This window comes from Paenibacillus xylanexedens, assembly GCF_007680605.1.
GTDB classification, from domain to species: domain Bacteria; phylum Bacillota; class Bacilli; order Paenibacillales; family Paenibacillaceae; genus Paenibacillus; species Paenibacillus xylanexedens_B.
Window position 1 is genome coordinate 3,201,611 of sequence record NZ_VEIO01000001.1, and the last position, 17,146, is coordinate 3,218,756.

Annotated in this window: 11 protein-coding genes; 1 reads left to right on the forward strand and 10 read right to left on the reverse strand. The window is 45.7% G+C overall.

The annotated features are described in order from the left end of the window. Positions 1-274: 274 nt before the first annotated feature. The gene (locus tag FS818_RS14165) at positions 275-1,093 is read right to left on the reverse strand and encodes a TerC family protein (RefSeq protein ID WP_145332912.1); all 819 of its coding nucleotides are present in this window, start codon (positions 1,091-1,093) and stop codon (positions 275-277) included. Positions 1,094-1,369: 276 nt separating this feature from the next. Next, a complete protein-coding gene (locus tag FS818_RS14170; RefSeq protein ID WP_145332622.1) occupies positions 1,370-1,684 on the reverse strand; it encodes a DUF3817 domain-containing protein in 315 nt (104 codons plus the stop codon). A gap of 210 nt (positions 1,685-1,894) precedes the next feature. On the opposite strand from FS818_RS14170, the gene FS818_RS14175 reads away from it, so the two are divergent. Then, entirely contained in the window at positions 1,895-2,998 is a 1,104-nt protein-coding gene (locus tag FS818_RS14175) for a glycosyltransferase family 4 protein (RefSeq protein WP_145332623.1), read from the forward strand. A gap of 14 nt (positions 2,999-3,012) precedes the next feature. On the opposite strand, the gene FS818_RS14180 is transcribed toward FS818_RS14175, so the two are convergent. From FS818_RS14180 to FS818_RS14215, 8 genes are all read right to left on the reverse strand, one after another. Then, positions 3,013-3,375: an HIRAN domain-containing protein gene (locus tag FS818_RS14180; RefSeq protein ID WP_145332624.1), complete on the reverse strand. Its 363-nt coding sequence runs from the start codon at positions 3,373-3,375 to the stop codon at positions 3,013-3,015. Positions 3,376-3,413: 38 nt separating this feature from the next. Beyond that, positions 3,414-4,385, reverse strand: coding sequence for a helix-turn-helix transcriptional regulator (locus tag FS818_RS14185; protein WP_145332625.1), 972 nt, complete (start codon positions 4,383-4,385; stop codon positions 3,414-3,416). A 287-nt stretch (positions 4,386-4,672) separates the two neighbouring features. Continuing rightward, positions 4,673-5,221 carry a hypothetical protein gene (locus FS818_RS14190; protein WP_260989851.1) on the reverse strand — a complete coding sequence of 183 codons (549 nt, stop codon included), beginning with the start codon at positions 5,219-5,221 and terminating at the stop codon, positions 4,673-4,675. A 119-nt stretch (positions 5,222-5,340) separates the two neighbouring features. Next, entirely contained in the window at positions 5,341-5,973 is a 633-nt protein-coding gene (locus FS818_RS14195; RefSeq protein WP_145332627.1) for a 50S ribosomal protein L25, read from the reverse strand. Positions 5,974-6,264: 291 nt separating this feature from the next. Continuing rightward, positions 6,265-9,141, reverse strand: a complete 2,877-nt coding sequence (gene pulA, locus FS818_RS14200; RefSeq protein ID WP_145332628.1) for a type I pullulanase — start codon at positions 9,139-9,141, stop codon at positions 6,265-6,267. Between the two features lie 321 nt (positions 9,142-9,462). Next, the gene (gene pulA, locus FS818_RS14205) at positions 9,463-11,685 is read right to left on the reverse strand and encodes a type I pullulanase (protein ID WP_145332629.1); all 2,223 of its coding nucleotides are present in this window, start codon (positions 11,683-11,685) and stop codon (positions 9,463-9,465) included. 231 nt (positions 11,686-11,916) lie between these two features. Next, on the reverse strand, positions 11,917-15,207 hold the full coding sequence (locus tag FS818_RS14210; RefSeq protein ID WP_260989852.1) for a DUF5704 domain-containing protein: 3,291 nt from the start codon (positions 15,205-15,207) through the stop codon (positions 11,917-11,919). Positions 15,208-15,615: 408 nt separating this feature from the next. Then, entirely contained in the window at positions 15,616-16,893 is a 1,278-nt protein-coding gene (locus FS818_RS14215) for an S-layer homology domain-containing protein (RefSeq protein WP_145332913.1), read from the reverse strand. Between the last annotated feature and the right edge of the window lie 253 nt (positions 16,894-17,146).

Below are 17,146 nucleotides of genomic sequence, written 5' to 3' on the forward strand. Positions count from 1 at the left end.
TATACAATTGTGTCGATGCTTCTGTGTCCTAGATTCAATTCATAACCTAACGTCATGTCTCTCGGCCTCCCTTCATCATTGATATGTATATATTAATAGCACATCTTTTCAAATGTCAATCCTTTTCTTGGAAATTAATGCATTCTTGTGTTCTAACGAATGATGAAAAAGAGGAGGTTGTCCGGGGACATCCTCCTCTTTTTCATCATTTTAGGTTATTCACCGCTGTTCCTGCCATAAACATCAGGCAAACAATATTCTCATGATCATGACCTTAGAGTTTAGCCTGTTCTTGCAATTCTTCCACAGGATTCTCATCTTCCTTCTCAGGCACTTTGGATGAAAGGAACCATCCACATACCGCAATCGTGATCAGTACAACGTAAAAACCGATTTTCCATATTTTATTTTCCGGGAAATGCTCATCCAGTACGCCCAAGGAAGGGTGCGCCAGAGTAATTACGGACAGCTTAACCCCTACCCAACCTACAATTACAAAAGCAGCAACTTCAAGACCCGGACGCGAATGAAGCAATTTCACGAAAAACGATGCTGCAAAACGCATGATAACGAGCCCGATAAAACCGCCGAGGAAGATGACAATGAACTGTCCGCCATCCAAGCCGCCAATTGGCGGCAAGCCGCTTGGTGGCAATGCAACTGCCAAAGCAACAGCTGCTAAGATTGAATCTACTGCAAAAGCAATATCTGCCACTTCAACCTTAAATACAGTCATCCAGAATCCGGATTGTTTCTTCGGTTTTTTTGGCGCATCGTCGGCTGCTTCGTCTGTTTTATTTCGACCACTCCATATCTTTTTGACGATATGATTTATCGAAATGTACAGAAGGTACAATGCCCCGATCGCTTGAACCTGCCACACATCCACAAGGAATGAGATGAGGAATAACGACCCGAGACGGAAAACAAAAGCCCCCATCAAACCATAAAACAATGCTTTTTTACGCTTTTCCTCAGGTAAATGTTTTACCATAATTGCGAGTACCAGAGCATTATCTGCTGCCAGTAATCCTTCAAGAACAACAAGGACTAAAAGTACCCACCCGTATTCTAATAACAGTGCTGCATCCAACATTGACTCCTCCTTAATATGCTTATGATGTACAAAAAAAAGGATCTTTACCATCGCTGGTAAAGATCCTTTTATAACCACAAAAAGAGACCTTTACCGAGCGTGAAAACTTGGTAAAGGTCTCGCTAACAACAAATTGCTGCCAATAAAGCCGGGGATGTGATCCCGAATTGACGACTTTACTGTAAAAGCTACTCCCCTTTAACAGGAATATGTAGTTTTAGTTGAAACCGGTGAATAACCTGTATACATCATATTTCATAACATAAAATGAAGTCAAGCTTTATTTTCAGCGTTAAGGGCCAATTTTCGAAAAACAAAAAAATCATAAATCATATTGCCCAGCGGTATAAACGAAATGAAGAATAGCGCAATGGGACGGCGCAAACGCCACTTCTGAGTTGTGTATAAAGATACCATAAACAAAAGGTGCATTAGAAAAAGAAAACCATACAGGTTCCCGAACCAAGTCACCGCTTGGGGCATAACTCCTGCATCCCGAAGGGGAAACGCAACAAACAACAGCAATACATATGAAATCCCCTGTAACCATAACATTAGCCGGAAACGACCCAGCATTGAACGTAACATCATCTTCCTCCTGCTTCTATACAATACGCGCTAATTGAACCCTGTACAGTATATCACAAAAGCAGTGTCGATTCGCATCCGGACAAACTGTATTATATTCCATATCATTGGATGATCCAATATACGTCTCACAGGAGCCAAATATCCACCTTTCACATACAATGCATGAAATGTGTCTATGAACAATGTCGGACAAGGAGGAGTGGATTCATGAAGATCGTTCTGGTTGCACCAGAGAAGTTACCACTGCCTGGCAATGGTTCCGTGGAAATCTGTATATTAGGGATCGCACATGAACTTGCCCGCCGTCATCAGGTCACCATTGTAAGCCGTCAAATTAAAGGTTTGCCGGCAATTCAACAGATCGGACAGATAACGATTCAGCGAATCTCTGCATCCAGCGTCGTAGATTATACCCGGTCAGTTATTCGTTTGCTTCGTACACTCGATGTTGATGTAATTCAAGTGGATAACAGACCTTACAGCATGGCTGCCATTAAACAAGCTTTTCCGCAAACACCTGTTATCCTCTATCTCCACTCACTTACCTTCGCTCAACCCGGACCAGGGAAACTGTCTATGCTGAAAAAGGCGGATTGTATTGCCGTGAACAGCCAATCATTGAAGCGTAGACTCAGCCACCGTTTCCCTGCCTTGGCAAAACGGTTGAATGTCGTTCCACTAGGTACAGATCTTGACCGTTTCCGACCCGCTGCCAGCAATGAAGAGCGGCTTCACTTACGTGAGAAGTATGGAATCACTGATCGTTTCACAGTCCTGTATGCAGGCAGAGTCATCCCTGGCAAAGGGGTTGATATTCTTATTCGTGCTATTGCTTTAGCACAAAAGAAAGTACCTATCCAGCTGGTCATTGCAGGCAAGGGCCCTCCAAAGTATGTGCGCTCATTACGTAAACTGACGCAAAAACATAACGTACATGCCGCCTTTTTAGGGCAGATGAATCATGAACAGATTGATCAGCTCTATCGAAGTGTCGACTGTCTGGCCTGTCCTTCACAGAACCACGAGGCCTTTGGCTTGGTGAATGTAGAAGCTATGGCCTCCGGTATTCCTGTCATCGCTTCGGATAATGGAGGTATCCGGGAGATTATCCATTCGGGAATGAACGGATACTTGATATCAGAGTATAAGCAACCTAAGCAGTTTGCTTCATCCTTGCATCAATTGGCCACCCGACCTGATCTTGTGCAATCCATGGGAAAAAGCGGCCGCGAAACCGCAAGTTCTCATTTCAGTTGGTCAAGAACCGCTCTCTACTTGGAGGCAGCTTACACAAGGCTCATCCGTTCATGAGCCTTTTTTCTTGTTCAGGCTTTCTCACGGAACTGCCATTCCGTAATAATAGAGTCCATCTGAGATACAGGTACATGCATGATTTCAATCAGTTCAATAATGACCATATCCTTCATCATAAATCTTACTTTTGCACAAGTTTGTTGGTAAAAGGCATCGTAGAATCCCTCACCAGTCCAGCATCCATGAGGTACCATAGCAGCATGGTTTACGATATACCCCACCTCCCCTATTGGGGGGATAACCACTTTAATGGCTTGATGATCCAAGCGATTATCCGGGTCCTTTACAAGATACAGTGTATCCCCCACATGCAGAGCTTGTGCTCCATGATAGTTTTCCATGCCCATCAAAGCGGCAAAAATTTTGTTACTCATACGAATGCTCCTTTTTACAAATATTCCTTGGCCTATGGCTATAAAGCCTCTTCATCTTTATAGTGCTCCAACCATTCCAAAAGTTGTTTGCGAATCTCTCTCCGATACTCGCGAGGTTCAAGTACCTCAGCTTCAGCACCGAACTGATATAACCATTGCAAAAATTCACGACTGCTGTTCAGTGTTACTTCAAATAACAAACCACCATCCATAAGATCTGTCATTCGTGGACGAACAAACATCTCTTCTTCTTTTATGTAAGGGGCCACCTTTTCGGAGAATCTCACCTTAAAATGAATATGCTCGTCCCCTCGGTCAACAGACCAAGTATTCTTCATATACTGAGTGATATTGAAGTCGCCCATATCAAATGCAACATTGGTTCGCGTTACATCCAGAAAGCGGCTAATGCGAAACAGTCGAACTTTCTGCTGTAGATGGCAGTACCCAATCAGATAAAATCTTTGGTCACGCGGTACGAGATAATAGGGGTCTATTTGCCTGAGCGTAATCTCGTTATCGGTGAGCGTATGATATTGAGTTTGAATCGTCCGTCCATCTAAAATCGCTTCAATAATGGGAATTAACAAGTTTGGATCCTTTCCCTCTTCACGGTAAGCAGGTATTCCCATCCGAATAATGCCTGCAATATTTTCCACAATTTCACTGTTCCTTGTTTTTAGTTTGGTATGTGCCGATATAACCTTATCAAATGCTGAATCAAATTCAGCAGGTAATTTTGTAGTATCGACTAAGGCCGGAAGCATGCAGAAAAGCATAGCTTCCTGTTCGGTAAAATCTAAAGGATACATGGCAAAATCACCGATAAATCGATAACCCTTTCCATATCCTTCGTTCATTATGGGAGCAACCCTGTCCAAAATCCTGAGATCGCGATAGATTGTGCGCACCGTAGTACCACATTTCAGCGCCAATTCCTTTGCAGAGATTCCGGGATTAGCTTGTATAGCCTGAAGTATACGCAGCAGACGAATTAATTTCTCTGTCATGTAGTTTCTCCCCTTCGATATTTTATCGGCAAGGAAAACTAGTTCCTTTAGTTCATATCTAAATCTTTAGTCCCAAATATTTTTTCGCAATTTCACCTTTTATTCATAGTCCAATTGCACTTTTCCCCTCTCTAAATATACATTCTCTTACTTGCTTGCGTAAATTAATAACCCAAAATCTGATTTTCCTAAGCCTGAAAGCCTATACAAATATCTAAAAAAAATACAAAAAAAGCCCTATCTCCCGAAGAGAAAGGGCTTTAAAGTTCTATTACATTCTTATATGTTTATTCATGCACCATGACCAATCTATTCAAAACATGCAACATATGATCACATAATACCGGAATATCGTGCATCTGCTCCTCGTTCACCTTCCGATCAAAATAGACACTGGCAGAAACGTTGAAGGATACCGGAGCTTCTCCAAAAAGATAGTGGATATGCTGCACTATTCGCTGATCGGGCCAATTTTCCTGCATAACCGACTGGACGTCGTGACAACCTGGCTCCAGTTCTTTGGTTACCCACGCAAAGCGGAGCTCGAGTTCACAGCCGGGATGATTGCCTGGGGTCTCCAGAATCTCTGCGGCTATAGCCTGTAGCGAACTTTTCAGTACCACTTCAGCAGTCACAGCAGTATGATCTCTCAGGCAGAACTGCAAGGAGAATTCTCGGGACATGCTTGCCATTTCTAATTGATCCCTGCGATGGGTAATGTGAATGCTCTCATCCAGATTGTCCAGGTCATAGAGGTAATTCTCGAAGGCTACTTTTAAATTATCGTATACGGTGGGGTCAAACATAGGGCAAACCTGCTTTCTTTTCGATTTCATCTGTCTTCACGTTGTACCACAAATGTGACCCTTAAATCCATATGAAAAAGCCCAGCCCACAGAAGTGGACTGAGCTTGGAACTGATTTAACGCGGAATTCTGAAAATTCCAGCGTTCGCCTATTCTTCTGCAGATTGAGCCTCTTCTGCTTCAGGAGCTGCTTCATCGGCTGAGGCAGTTGGTTCCTCCTCAACGGCTTGCGGCGGCATAACCGAAGCCACGATAGAATCTGGTGATGTCACGAGCGTTAAACCTTTATCCAGTTTAATATCGCCTGCTGTCAAGCGGTCGCCAATTTCTAGACCACTGACGTCAACTTCGATCGAAGTTGGCAGATCTGCTGGCAAACCTTCAACCTCCAGTTGCGTTTCTTGCGTCTGGAAGACACCGCCTGCTTTGGAACCAGCAGCAGTACCTTGGAAATCGATCGATACGCTAACGCTAATCGGTTTATTTTTTGAAATTTGCAAAAAGTCAACATGTAGCAGACGTCCGTTACGCTCCTGCTGATCCTTGATCAGTACAGGAACGGTTTTTCCGCCCTCCACATTAAGGTTAAACATCTCGGAGCGGCCTGTACGAGCCACTTTCAGCATTTCTTTTTCATCCACATGTATGGCGGCGCCTTCTTGTCCTGGTCCGTATACTACGGCAGGAACTCGTCCACCTTGTCTTAACAGGCGCAGTGCTGCACCTTTCTTTTCCGTTCTTGGCGTTGCTGTAAGTTGAGCCATTTTTCCGTTGGATTTCATGGTTGAACATCCTCCTTCAAGGGATCCCTACTTTGGTTTGTTGGCAAGCTCTACGGCTTCTCTCATAGACCGAAACGGTCTTTTTTCTGAGGCCATATGTTGGGCCATATCTATATTTACCCCAATGATCCAGCATCTAAAACATAAAGCTGGAGATTTTTATCCTTTTTTTGTAATTATATGTGTTTTGGAGTATAAGAAAACAGCCGGAATTCCTTCCGACTGTAAGATTGGTAGTGCTTGGAGTGATGAAACGAATTTCCTGTCCAAAACATTACAGAGTAGCACAGATCATGCACTGTTCAGATCATCCTTTTCAGGATTTGCTCGCACAATCTGCATATCGTCTGACCCACTTTGCACCATAATCTGCACGTCACCGTCCTCAGGCATGATATCTACATAGCGATCTCCGCAAGTGTCCTTGGCCTCCCACTCATTCAGCCTGATGACAAAACCCAGATGATGCAAACCGGGAGCTACGCGGAACCGTGCTTCTGCAACGTTGCCTGCCCGCTCCAAGCGAATGGCTCCATCCTCCATACCCGTTCCCCATACCCAAACATCCCAGCCATCATAACAGCCATCAACTCGCTCGTAACAGATGGTTACGGTTCGTGACAGGTATCTGTGAACCGTAACCGCATATGCCGCACGAATGGAGCCTACTTCTGCGATGATCATGGACTTCCCCGAAGTCAGCGCCCTCACGATTCCCGCGTGGCTTACAGCAGCTACATCCGAATGAACTGAACTCCAGCGAATATGAGCATCTGTAAGGGGTTGCCCATATTGATCCAGCACCAACGCACGAAAACGACTAACTCGAGTTGTATATAGCACTGGTTCACCTATGATCTCGATTCGCTCAGCGTAGCGGATATCAACCTGAACGGTACAAGACGTTGTGATCGAACCGACACTTGCCGTGATTGACACTACACCACGACTCAACATACGAATAGTGCCATCTTTTTCTATATGGACCATGTCTGGATCAGAAGAGTTCCATACCACAGGTACATTTTCCAATACATTGCCGATATGATCCCTCACCGTTGCTCGTAGCTGAGAAGTTTCCTGCGGAGCAAATACCCTGCGCGGAAGAACGATTTCCAGTGCAGCCGGTTCTGACTGGGTGGTAAGCTCCTTGTCGTACAGAACCATAAGCGACCAACGTTCCACCTGAACCTCGCCGGTAACCGTCTCGATCACGTCGGTTCCAGCGGTATGATGATTTACAACAACCTTCCATTCCCCCTCATCTAGGTGTATGGTCTGAGGTTCCTCTGAGCCGTTATAAATGATCATAATCCGATGCCATGAATCTTCGTTTGCTCCATGTTCAAGAACATACGCAACAACGTTTCCCTCCATCCGAATGAAGCGAAGATGTCTGCGAACCTGTTCGGCCTCCATCATACGGAACGCCGGATGGGTGCGCCGCAAGTGAATCAGCCCACGGTAATAGTCAAAAACAGGTCTGAATCGGGCTTTATTGGCCCAAGTGATCGTATTTACCGCATCACCGCTTCGATAACTGTTATGATCTCCAGCCTTGGATCTTAACATCTCATCACCGGCATGTAGAAATGGTATTCCCTGTGAAGTAAGCAGGATGCCCGATGCAAGAAGGGAACGGCGAACCATTTCATTATGCAATACATCTGCTTCATCGACATATCGATACGGATCTGAAGCCTTAACCGCCGACTCGGCACTGCCCCCCTCCACAGGCTGTCCGTCTTTCCATACAGGAAAGCCCAAATCATGTCGAAGATGGAGCGAGGTAGCCATTTTATCCCAGAGGTTCAGGTTATCATGAGCGGTCACATAATTAACGGTTTCGGCGGGGGATGAGGCGAAGTCATCCAGTGCTCCTGCGACACCTTTGCCAATTTCATATTCCAAGCCGCCGGCACCTGTCACGAATCCTCTACCGCTATCGTCACTGTCCCCTTTAATCGCACCGCGAAAATGATCATTGAATACAGCAAATCCTTTGCCTCTTTGTGTTCCCTTCAGGGTTTGACGGCCCAGCGGAGAGTCGCCTCCCATCCACGGCTCTCCATAGATCAGAAAGGTAGGGTCTATCTCTTCTTTTAACTGACGAGTAAGCTCACTCATCGTATCCAGATCAATCAGTGCCATCAGATCAAACCGGAATCCGTCAATATGATATTCTTCTGCCCAATAGCGTAAGGAATCCAGAATATATTTTCGTACCATAGGACGTTCTGTTGCCAGTTCATTACCTACACCTGAACCGTTGCTCAGTGTACCGTCTTCATAATAACGATAGAAGTAACCTGGCACGATTCGCTCAAAAGGGCCTTTTTCCACACTGTACGTATGGTTGTACACGACATCAAGCACAACACGGATTCCTTGCTGATGCAAGGACTGAATCATCGCTTTGAACTCCCGAATACGAACAGCAGGATCTCGTGGATTCGTCGAATAGGAACCCTCAGGCACATTATAGTGTTGCGGATCATAGCCCCAGTTATAGGGTACTTTGGCTGTTGGATCGGTGTTCGCTACTGCGAGTTCATTTACCGTCTGGTAATCGGCCACAGGCAGCAGATGTACATGGGTAATCCCCAGTTCAACCAGATGATCGACGCCAATTCGATTGCCTGCCTCATCGGTAAGCCCGGTAGCCGTAAAAGCCATATACTTTCCTTTGTACGGAAGTTCGGCCTGAGGATCGGAAGAGAAGTCTCGTACGTGCAGTTCATAGATTATCGCATCAACCGGGCTTACAAAGGCGGGCTTTACATCTTGATCCCATCCTTCTGGATCAGTCCTATTCAGATCAATGATCGCCGTCCGCTGCCCATTGGCTGTAACTGCTCTGGCATAAGGGTCCGCTACTATTTCTACCTCTTGATCATGATGAACGATGCGATACATATAAAAGTGTCCTGCCCAGTCGCCCGAAAGAGTCCGTTGCCAGATCCCATCCGGGTCACGTGTCATCTCAAATGCCTGACCATCCTCATGATGGGTAACCTCGCCAAGATCGTTATACTCCCCCTCATTTTCAAAAACGAATATATGGACCAACTGTGCTGTAGGCGCCCATACTTTGAACGTACTCGCAGCACTGGTATAAGTTAAGCCAAGATCGTTGCCTTCATAACAAAAAGAAGTCCATTCGGGCATCGTTCCCACCGCCTTTATTTCCTAAATTTCGTATTGTCCCGATGTTACGAAGTGGGACGCATTTTGTCAACCCGGGGTTGTCTGTACTCAACATATCGGTTAGTTCCAAACAATTGATGAGCAATCGCTTTCATCTATCATATGTAAACAAGCGCAGCGGTTGACAATGTATGTACCTATAGAATCAAAAAAACACCCTCTTTGATATCAAAGAGAGTGTTCGACTGTATGACTTTTAAATTGAAATACATCGTTACGGCTTACTGCCCTGTTGTTGCTTATAGCAGACCTATTCCCCCCCTTGTGCAAGCCTGATTTTTTTCAAGAAGACTGCGAAAACAATACAGTCATGGATAACATGCTGACCTGTACTTGATTGCTGCTATCGGCTTGGTTGTTGCTACTCTCTTGATTGTCTGAGCTATTCTGGGCGCTCTTCTTGCTATGCAAAGTGCTCTGAGTGTTCTGAGTGTTCTGAGTGTTCTGATCGTGGATGTTATTGTTGCCCTCCACTTTTTCTGTAACCTCGATGGTGCGAAGCGTATTTACACCAGCCTGTCCATCTTCAACAACCACTCCCCATTTGCCTGATGGAATAGAGACCATATGTGACTCTTTGGTAGCATTATAGATTACGATAATTCGTTTCCATGCATCATTCACGGCTACGCCCTGTAGCTCGAATGCTAAAAGTCCTTTATCTTTTTGTAAAAGTCGAACATGCTTCTCAATCGCTTCGCGTGTACGCAGGCGAAAAGCAGGATGCTCCCGCCGCAGACGAATCAACCCCCGGTAATAGTCGAATACCGCCTTAAATCGTTGCTTCTGATCCCAATGTATGGCGTTGACCACATCTCCACTCTCATGGCTGTTAGCATCCCCGTATTTACTTCGTAACATCTCATCGCCCGCCGCAATCAGCGGAACACCTTGTGAGGTCAGTACAATACCGTTTGCAAGAAGGCAGCGCCTAACGGTTTCATTTCCGAGCACATGCGCTGCATCGATCTGAAGATATGGATCAGCCTGTCGCACAGCCTCTTCAACATTGTCGAATCCCCGGATACTCCCATCCTCATCATACGTCAGAAAGCCCAGCTTATCTTGTAACCCTTGCGTGCGCGCCACCTTATCCCACAGATTAAGATTGTCATGTACGGTTACATAATTAATGGTCTCAGCGGGTCCTTCCGTAAAATCATGAATAGAACCTTGCACGCCTGTCCATAACTCCCCTTCTTTCCCGTCTTCACCTGTTGCAAAGCCTTTTCCGTCCCCATCACTGTCTCCTTTAATGACACCACGAAAATTATCGTTAAACACGGCAAATCCTGCTCCCCGCTGTGTTCCTTTCAAGGTCATCTCATTACCCAATGGAGATTCCATAGCTCCCCAAGGTTCGCCGTAAAACAAGATGGAAGGGGATACCTGATTATGAAGCTCCGATGCGAGCTGTTTCATCGTGGTAACATCGATCAGCCCCATCAGATCAAAACGAAAACCGTCCACATGATATTCCTCTGCCCAGAACCGCACCGAATCGATGATAAATTTGCGAACCATAGCTCGTTCTGTTGCTACTTCATTGCCTGTGCCTGAACCGTTACTGTACGTTCCATCGGCATGCTGACGATAATAATACCCGGGAACCAGCTTCTCAAATGAACTCTCGGCTGTATCAAACGTGTGGTTGTACACGACATCCATAATGACACCTATCCCTTTACGATGAAGTGCAAGCACCATGGACTTGAATTCACGAATTCGCGTCTCAGGTTCATCTGCGCGGGATGCATATGAGCCTTCCGGAACATTGTAATGCAGCGGATCATAACCCCAATTATAGTTAGAAGCTTCCTTAGGATCATCATCTACATTCGCCTCGTCTACCGTAGCAAAATCAAATACAGGCAACAGGTGTACATGCGTAATGCCCAGCTCAATCAAATGATCGACTCCAAGCGTATTGCCTGCTACATCTCGAAGCCCGGTCTCGGTGAACGCCAGATACTTTCCTTTGTTCGCAATCCCGGAAGAAGCATGAACGGAGAAATCCCGAACATGTAGCTCATACAGGACAGCATCCGTGGGATGACTCAATACGGGACGTTCATCCTGTTGCCAGCCCTCAGGGTGAGTCTCTTGCATGTCCACAATAACGCCCATCTCTCCGTTCATGGTTACGGCCCGCGCGTAAGGATCAACCGCGATTGTTGAAGCTCCATCGGCAAAAGTTGGCTTGAACATATAGCGATAACCTCGTAAATCTCCTTCCACTTCTATAACCCACACACCCTGTTCACCGGAATGCATTGAAATAGCGCTTTGCTTCAATGCGTTCGGGAAGTCATCGGGACTTCCACCTGTGAGGGGTGGATACAGAACTAGTTCCATTTGAATCGCGGTTGGAGACCAAACTTTGAAGGAACAGAAGTTCGGTTGAATGGTAACCCCCAGGTCCGCCCCTTCATATGTACTGGTGATCGAAGCTATGTCTGTTTTCCGGGTGATTTGCTGTTGCTGTTGCTGAGTATCATCAATCATATTTGTTCCCCTCTCGGTGAGCGTAGTAAGTTAGTCATCTAATACGGAATGTAGAGCGCAGTATGCAGGATGTGTAACGAAAATTGAAAAGTGCTCTTTACCCTTTATACCCGTTCATCGGATCAAGCATAATCTGCCTATACAAAAAAAGAAGTAGCCGTGACGCAGACTCACATCACGGCTACTTCTTATATAAAGCTTCTGCTTTTATCTCAAACCCGTCGTTTCTCTCTAATGAGGTACCTGAGCTTGAAAATCATCACGGCTGGATTGATCCGCATGATACCACACCACATCTCCATCTCTCATCGGCCAACTTATCGCCTGTTCATCCACTGGACTGAGGTTAAAACCTTCCAATTGCCATTGATTCATTAATGGCGCGTGCATATATTGCAGATGAGGCGCAAGTGTATTGCCATTTTGTAACGTTTCCAGATTAAAGTTCACCACGATGTAACCATCTTGCAAAAATACAGCAGCCTTGTCATCCAGCAAAGTTTCTCTGGCTAGACGCTCCAGATTCGTGCCTTTGGGAACGGCGTATACATCCGCTGGCAGACTATATTCTCCGTACCAGCGCTGTATGGCGGCATTCGCCCGATCTACATCCACCCCGGAAGGAAGGTCCGTTTTGGGGCCCATAAGTGTACGAATCTGTGACGGGAGAATCATCCAATCGTACCTGCCTATCCAGGTTTGACGATGCGACGTCTGGGTTACAAACCGAACCATTGCCTGATCCAGCGTATACAACTGCCGATCTTCTGGTGTCCATTCATGGATGTACTGATAGCGTGCTGTATCGCTGAGTTCCATTCCAGACACGTTTCGTAGCCTTGCGTTCAGCACTACATAACGCTTCTCAACATCCTGTGCAGATCCAATACGGATAAGTTGTTGCTGCCCTCGATGGTAGTACAAATCTACTTCCTGCCTCTTGGTTCCGTCTTTGGGGATATAAAAGAAGGTTGGTGTGATTCGGATACCATCCTGTTTGCCAAACATATTCCCCTTGGTCTTCACATCAAACTTAAAGTGATAACCTGTCTTCACAGCAACATTGCGGTATCCCTGCACAGGGTGGCTACCTGGGCGGATTGGCAAAACAAACGGAATCAAATTGCCCCTCGGATCTCCATCAATTTCATTTGTTCCTGTCCAGTAGTTAACACCCGTACGCTCGGGACTTCCTGGTCGTTGACGAAACACCTTCTCCCAATGATAGTCCGCGATATCTGTGATTCGAAAATCATACAATCGCCCTATGACCTCCACAGCTACCGTATCCGTTGCGACATGATGTGCCAGATCCGTATTCGCATCAGGTTGTTCTGTGAACTGCATGGGTGCATTCTCTGCGGTGTTGCGGAACTCAATCTGATAGTCGCCTTCATCGATCCAGACAGGAAGCACAAAGGTAGTATCCAGCTGATTGACGGGAATATCGACCCAGGTTTTGGCTGGAATAAAGCTACTTTTGCCATCCGTGTAAACATCGAACGGGAAACGCACCTGTTTACTGCGAAAATACTTCCCGTAATCGCGATTTCCGTAACCTGGATAACGTGCTCCATCTAGATGTTGTCCTGACGTGGGGATACGAACCAGAAATGGACGCTCCAGAATTAACGCTGCCCGCATAGGATCTGGCTTTGTTTTCTGGTTATGCGGCTGGTCATCCGAAACCCAAGCATAGTTAACCACGGGTGTATGTACCGTGACCGGATTGATTCCGGGAATTGAAAACCGCTGATTTTGTCCACCGTTTACGTTTTCAGGCAGTAGTCCGTAGAATATCTCACCCGTGCTCGGCTGATCTGCTTTGTTCATCAGTGTGTTCTGAATGGTTAATCTGTTCTGATATAACACATCATCCCCGATCATATGAGGCTGCGGAATCATTCCAGGTCTGGGGGCTTCCTTCTGGGCCGGGCTATTATTCATAATAGTCGCACCATTAAAAACCACTTTGTCATTGTTAACCGTATTCTCTTGAACCACCGCTTCTGCTTCTGCTTGAAAAAGTGAAGTTTCATTCGGCGTAGGCGGTTCAGTGGAACCACCCGGGACAGTTTGGGTACCCAGATCAATCTCGCGGCATGGCGAAGGTTTGACATGGCTCTGCACAGCATTGTCCGTCATGGATTGCAAAGTTGGAGGTGTGTATGAATTTGGTGTCAGCGTAACCATACCTCCGTAACCACCAAGCGCATAGTTAGACACCTTGGCTTCATTTAATTTGTAAACCTCTAAGTTATCAATCTGCCAGTAACTATATCCCCTTGTTACTCGCATCGATTGATCACCTGGCACATCACGTTCTTTGGGCTCTGGTTGTGTGCCTGGATCCCCCTCACCGCGAGAGGGTCGTCCTGGTATTGTCCACGTTTTATGATACGTCTTCTTGACTTTAACATCATAGGTCACTGTGCCCGTCATGTTCACCCATCGGTGCTGAAACAAATACCCCTTGGCGAGAACATTTGCATACAGATCTTCCGACGTTGGGATCCCACGTGTAACATCAAACTTCTCGGCACCCCGGATGTCTGCTCTGAGCACCCCTTGAACCGAAGGGTCCATCACTTTAGCTTCAAGGACTGCGCCTCGACTTGGTGGACTGATGCTAACCGGACAGGCATTCGCAGGATCGTTTCCTGGATCTTCACCGCCCGTGTCTCCTCCACCTCCGCCATTAGAGCATTCCTTGACCTCAAGCTCTTGTTCAGCCTGTTCGTCTATACGCTGGGTGGTATCCAGGAAATGAGCTTTGATGATCGTAGTACCCACAATGCCCTTTGTTGTAATTTTGCCATCGGCACCGATTGTCGCCACAGAAGCATTCGAGCTGCTCCACGTCAATTTGGGATGCACCGTCAATTTATGAATACTTCGATCCGATTTGGTAAGGACCGCTTCCGCCTGTAATGGCGTTGTCGTGGATTTGCAGGCATTGGGCAGGTTCACAACCAGTCCCGGTTCAGACGTCACGGTAACGGTAGCTGTATCCGAAATAAGATATGTACCATTGTTCCAGATTGCACGTACCGTAACCGTTCCAGGGCTCTCTGCTTTTAACATACCTGTCTTAAGTTCAATGCTCGCAACCGCTTCGTCCGAAGAAAACCATTTAATCTCCGTCTCCCTGCCAGATACTTCGACGCCCTCACTCCACGTTGTGGATCCATAGCCTTTGGTCTTTACTTTGGCTACCATCTGTTTGGTCTGGCCAATGGTTAGGGTAGTATCCGGTGTAACGTCAATTTCTTTTTCTTCATAAATCTTACCTTCCCAAAAGATACTGACGGGCGTGTGGTACACCATTCTAAACTTCGGCTTCCCCCCTGGTCTAGTTCCAAACTGTTCTCTTTCAAAAAAAGTATATCCCTTACCAGTGTATGTTCGAATATCTGCATTACTCTCACTCGTAACCCGTGGAATTCCTATTCCTTCATAGCTGTTAACTTGCTGATATCTAACACCATTAGGATCATCTTTTAACTTAATATCTGTGACCATTGAGGATTCAATATTATTCCCTCTATAGGGTTTCCAATTTTCTGGAGGCCATCGTCTCATATTCAAGTTGTCTGGTATTTCTGTTCTCACAGGGTAAGCATCCTCATCTGTTCCTCCGTTAGCTACATCTATGTGAGTGCCTTGATATTCCGCCCTAAACTTGCCTGAATCAAGTTGATACCAGTAAACACCCGGTTTCCCCTCTGTTTCTTCTGCATCTACAATTACTGCCGAACCCTTCATGAATTTAGGCCCATATTGTTCTGCTGCAGCATTAACCCCAAAGACATAATTTGAGAAATAATATAGCAAAGTTATAAAACACGTGATAAAACAAGTTCTAATTAAACGTTGGACGTTAATTGTAGAAGAATTTTTTTTATTTAATTTAACCACCACCAAAATGTTCTATTGATAGATCTGAACTTCTTTACCTGTGTCATCTTTTATTGTATATCCGCCTTGTACAGTGTCTAATGTATGTGACGTCCAAAATCTAAATGGGATATCTTTCTTCAAAACCTTACTTGAATCATCAGGTAATGTAACAAATCCCTTCAGTTTCAAATACTCCTCATTAAATAATCGCTGGACTGGTATAGCTCTGTTATTATTTGCTCTAGCGAAAGTTAAAAGATTCGACTTCTCCAATTTAGACGTAAATGTAATATCAGCATACGTAGAGAAGCGACCTACCTGAGCTCTAGTTAAGTTTTCTTGGTCTACAAACAACTCAGCGTATAAGCCCCTAGCTTGTTTTCCTCGAGTATCTACGACAATAAACCTATGATATTTCATGACACCAACTTTATTTTTAAGTGTATACTCCGTGTTGACGATATCTTTGAAACTTCCTTTGATATACTTATAATTACTAATCGTCGTTAAATTCGTACCTGTCGTGCCTACTTCCCGCATCTCGTTCAGGTCGCTGTACTTGGAAGCATCCGTACCCTCCACATCCATGTAGCGAAGCAGAATAGCGGAAACCTCCGCGCGAGTTGTCGTATCTGCCGGTTTTAACGTGCCGTCTTGAAATCCACCGACAATTCCTGTTCCGCGCACTAGGGCGAGGTACGGAATCTGCTCATCACGGATCGTTCCGCGGTTTACTTCAGGCGTAGGCAGTAAGGTGTTTTTCGTATCATTAAAAGCATTCTGAAAACTGCTGTCCGACTTGATCAGTCCGTTTGCAATCCACTTCATCATTTCATATCGCGTCAGCTCCGTATTGGGCTTAAAACCGCTGGCATAATCACCAGCGTCAATAAAGCCTTGTCCCACCAACTGGCGGACAGCCGTTTCAGACCAATGCCCTTGAAGATCAGGGAAGGACACCTCTTCCTCCTCTTGCCCCTGTGCTTTCTCGATTCTGGTCGCGCGAGCTAGTATTGCAGCGTATTCCCCGCGAGTGATCTTACCGTTCGGGCGGAATGTGCCATCCTGATAGCCGGAAATCAAATTTTTCCCATATGCTTTTGCAATCGTTGCCTGAGCCCAGTGTCCTTTGATATCGCTGAACCGACTCACTGCGCTGTCACTCGTTCCTGCAGCACTGACCACTCTCGTCCACTGCCCGGACCCCATTCCAAAAGAAAGACATGTCCCTACCATCATGGTTGCTGTCAAGAACGTCATCATATAAGCAAATCTTCTTTTCTTCTTCCCTTGAGCCACTCGCTTCATCTTCAATCTGTTCACGCTCCTATGTACCTTAGTATGGGGATGCTTCATTTACTCAAACGACTGACATGCTTATTAAACACACACCAAAATATAAAACCTAAATTTGGAATTATAATCAATATTCTACCATGTATAACCGGTATTTTGGTATCATTTTCATACCTCCCCATGATTCTAAGGTGACTATCTCCCCCCTCCTTGAGACCTACTCTGTATTCTAAAAAAGACAAAAAAGGCCACGAATCCGCAGATT

What these genes read in the sequence shown, in the direction of transcription:
- pulA (WP_145332629.1), bottom strand. Translation starts at nt 11,685, where the DNA reads ATGATTGATGATACTCAGCAACAGCAACAGCAAATCACCCGGAAAACA.
- FS818_RS14170 (WP_145332622.1), bottom strand. Translation starts at nt 1,684, where the DNA reads ATGTTACGTTCAATGCTGGGTCGTTTCCGGCTAATGTTATGGTTACAG.
- FS818_RS14210 (WP_260989852.1), bottom strand. Translation starts at nt 15,207, where the DNA reads ATGGTCACAGATATTAAGTTAAAAGATGATCCTAATGGTGTTAGATAT.
- FS818_RS14190 (WP_260989851.1), bottom strand. Translation starts at nt 5,221, where the DNA reads ATGAAATCGAAAAGAAAGCAGGTTTGCCCTATGTTTGACCCCACCGTA.
- FS818_RS14215 (WP_145332913.1), bottom strand. Translation starts at nt 16,893, where the DNA reads ATGAAGCGAGTGGCTCAAGGGAAGAAGAAAAGAAGATTTGCTTATATG.
- pulA (WP_145332628.1), bottom strand. Translation starts at nt 9,141, where the DNA reads ATGCCCGAATGGACTTCTTTTTGTTATGAAGGCAACGATCTTGGCTTA.
- FS818_RS14180 (WP_145332624.1), bottom strand. Translation starts at nt 3,375, where the DNA reads ATGAGTAACAAAATTTTTGCCGCTTTGATGGGCATGGAAAACTATCAT.
- FS818_RS14195 (WP_145332627.1), bottom strand. Translation starts at nt 5,973, where the DNA reads ATGAAATCCAACGGAAAAATGGCTCAACTTACAGCAACGCCAAGAACG.
- FS818_RS14185 (WP_145332625.1), bottom strand. Translation starts at nt 4,385, where the DNA reads ATGACAGAGAAATTAATTCGTCTGCTGCGTATACTTCAGGCTATACAA.
- FS818_RS14175 (WP_145332623.1), top strand. Translation starts at nt 1,895, where the DNA reads ATGAAGATCGTTCTGGTTGCACCAGAGAAGTTACCACTGCCTGGCAAT.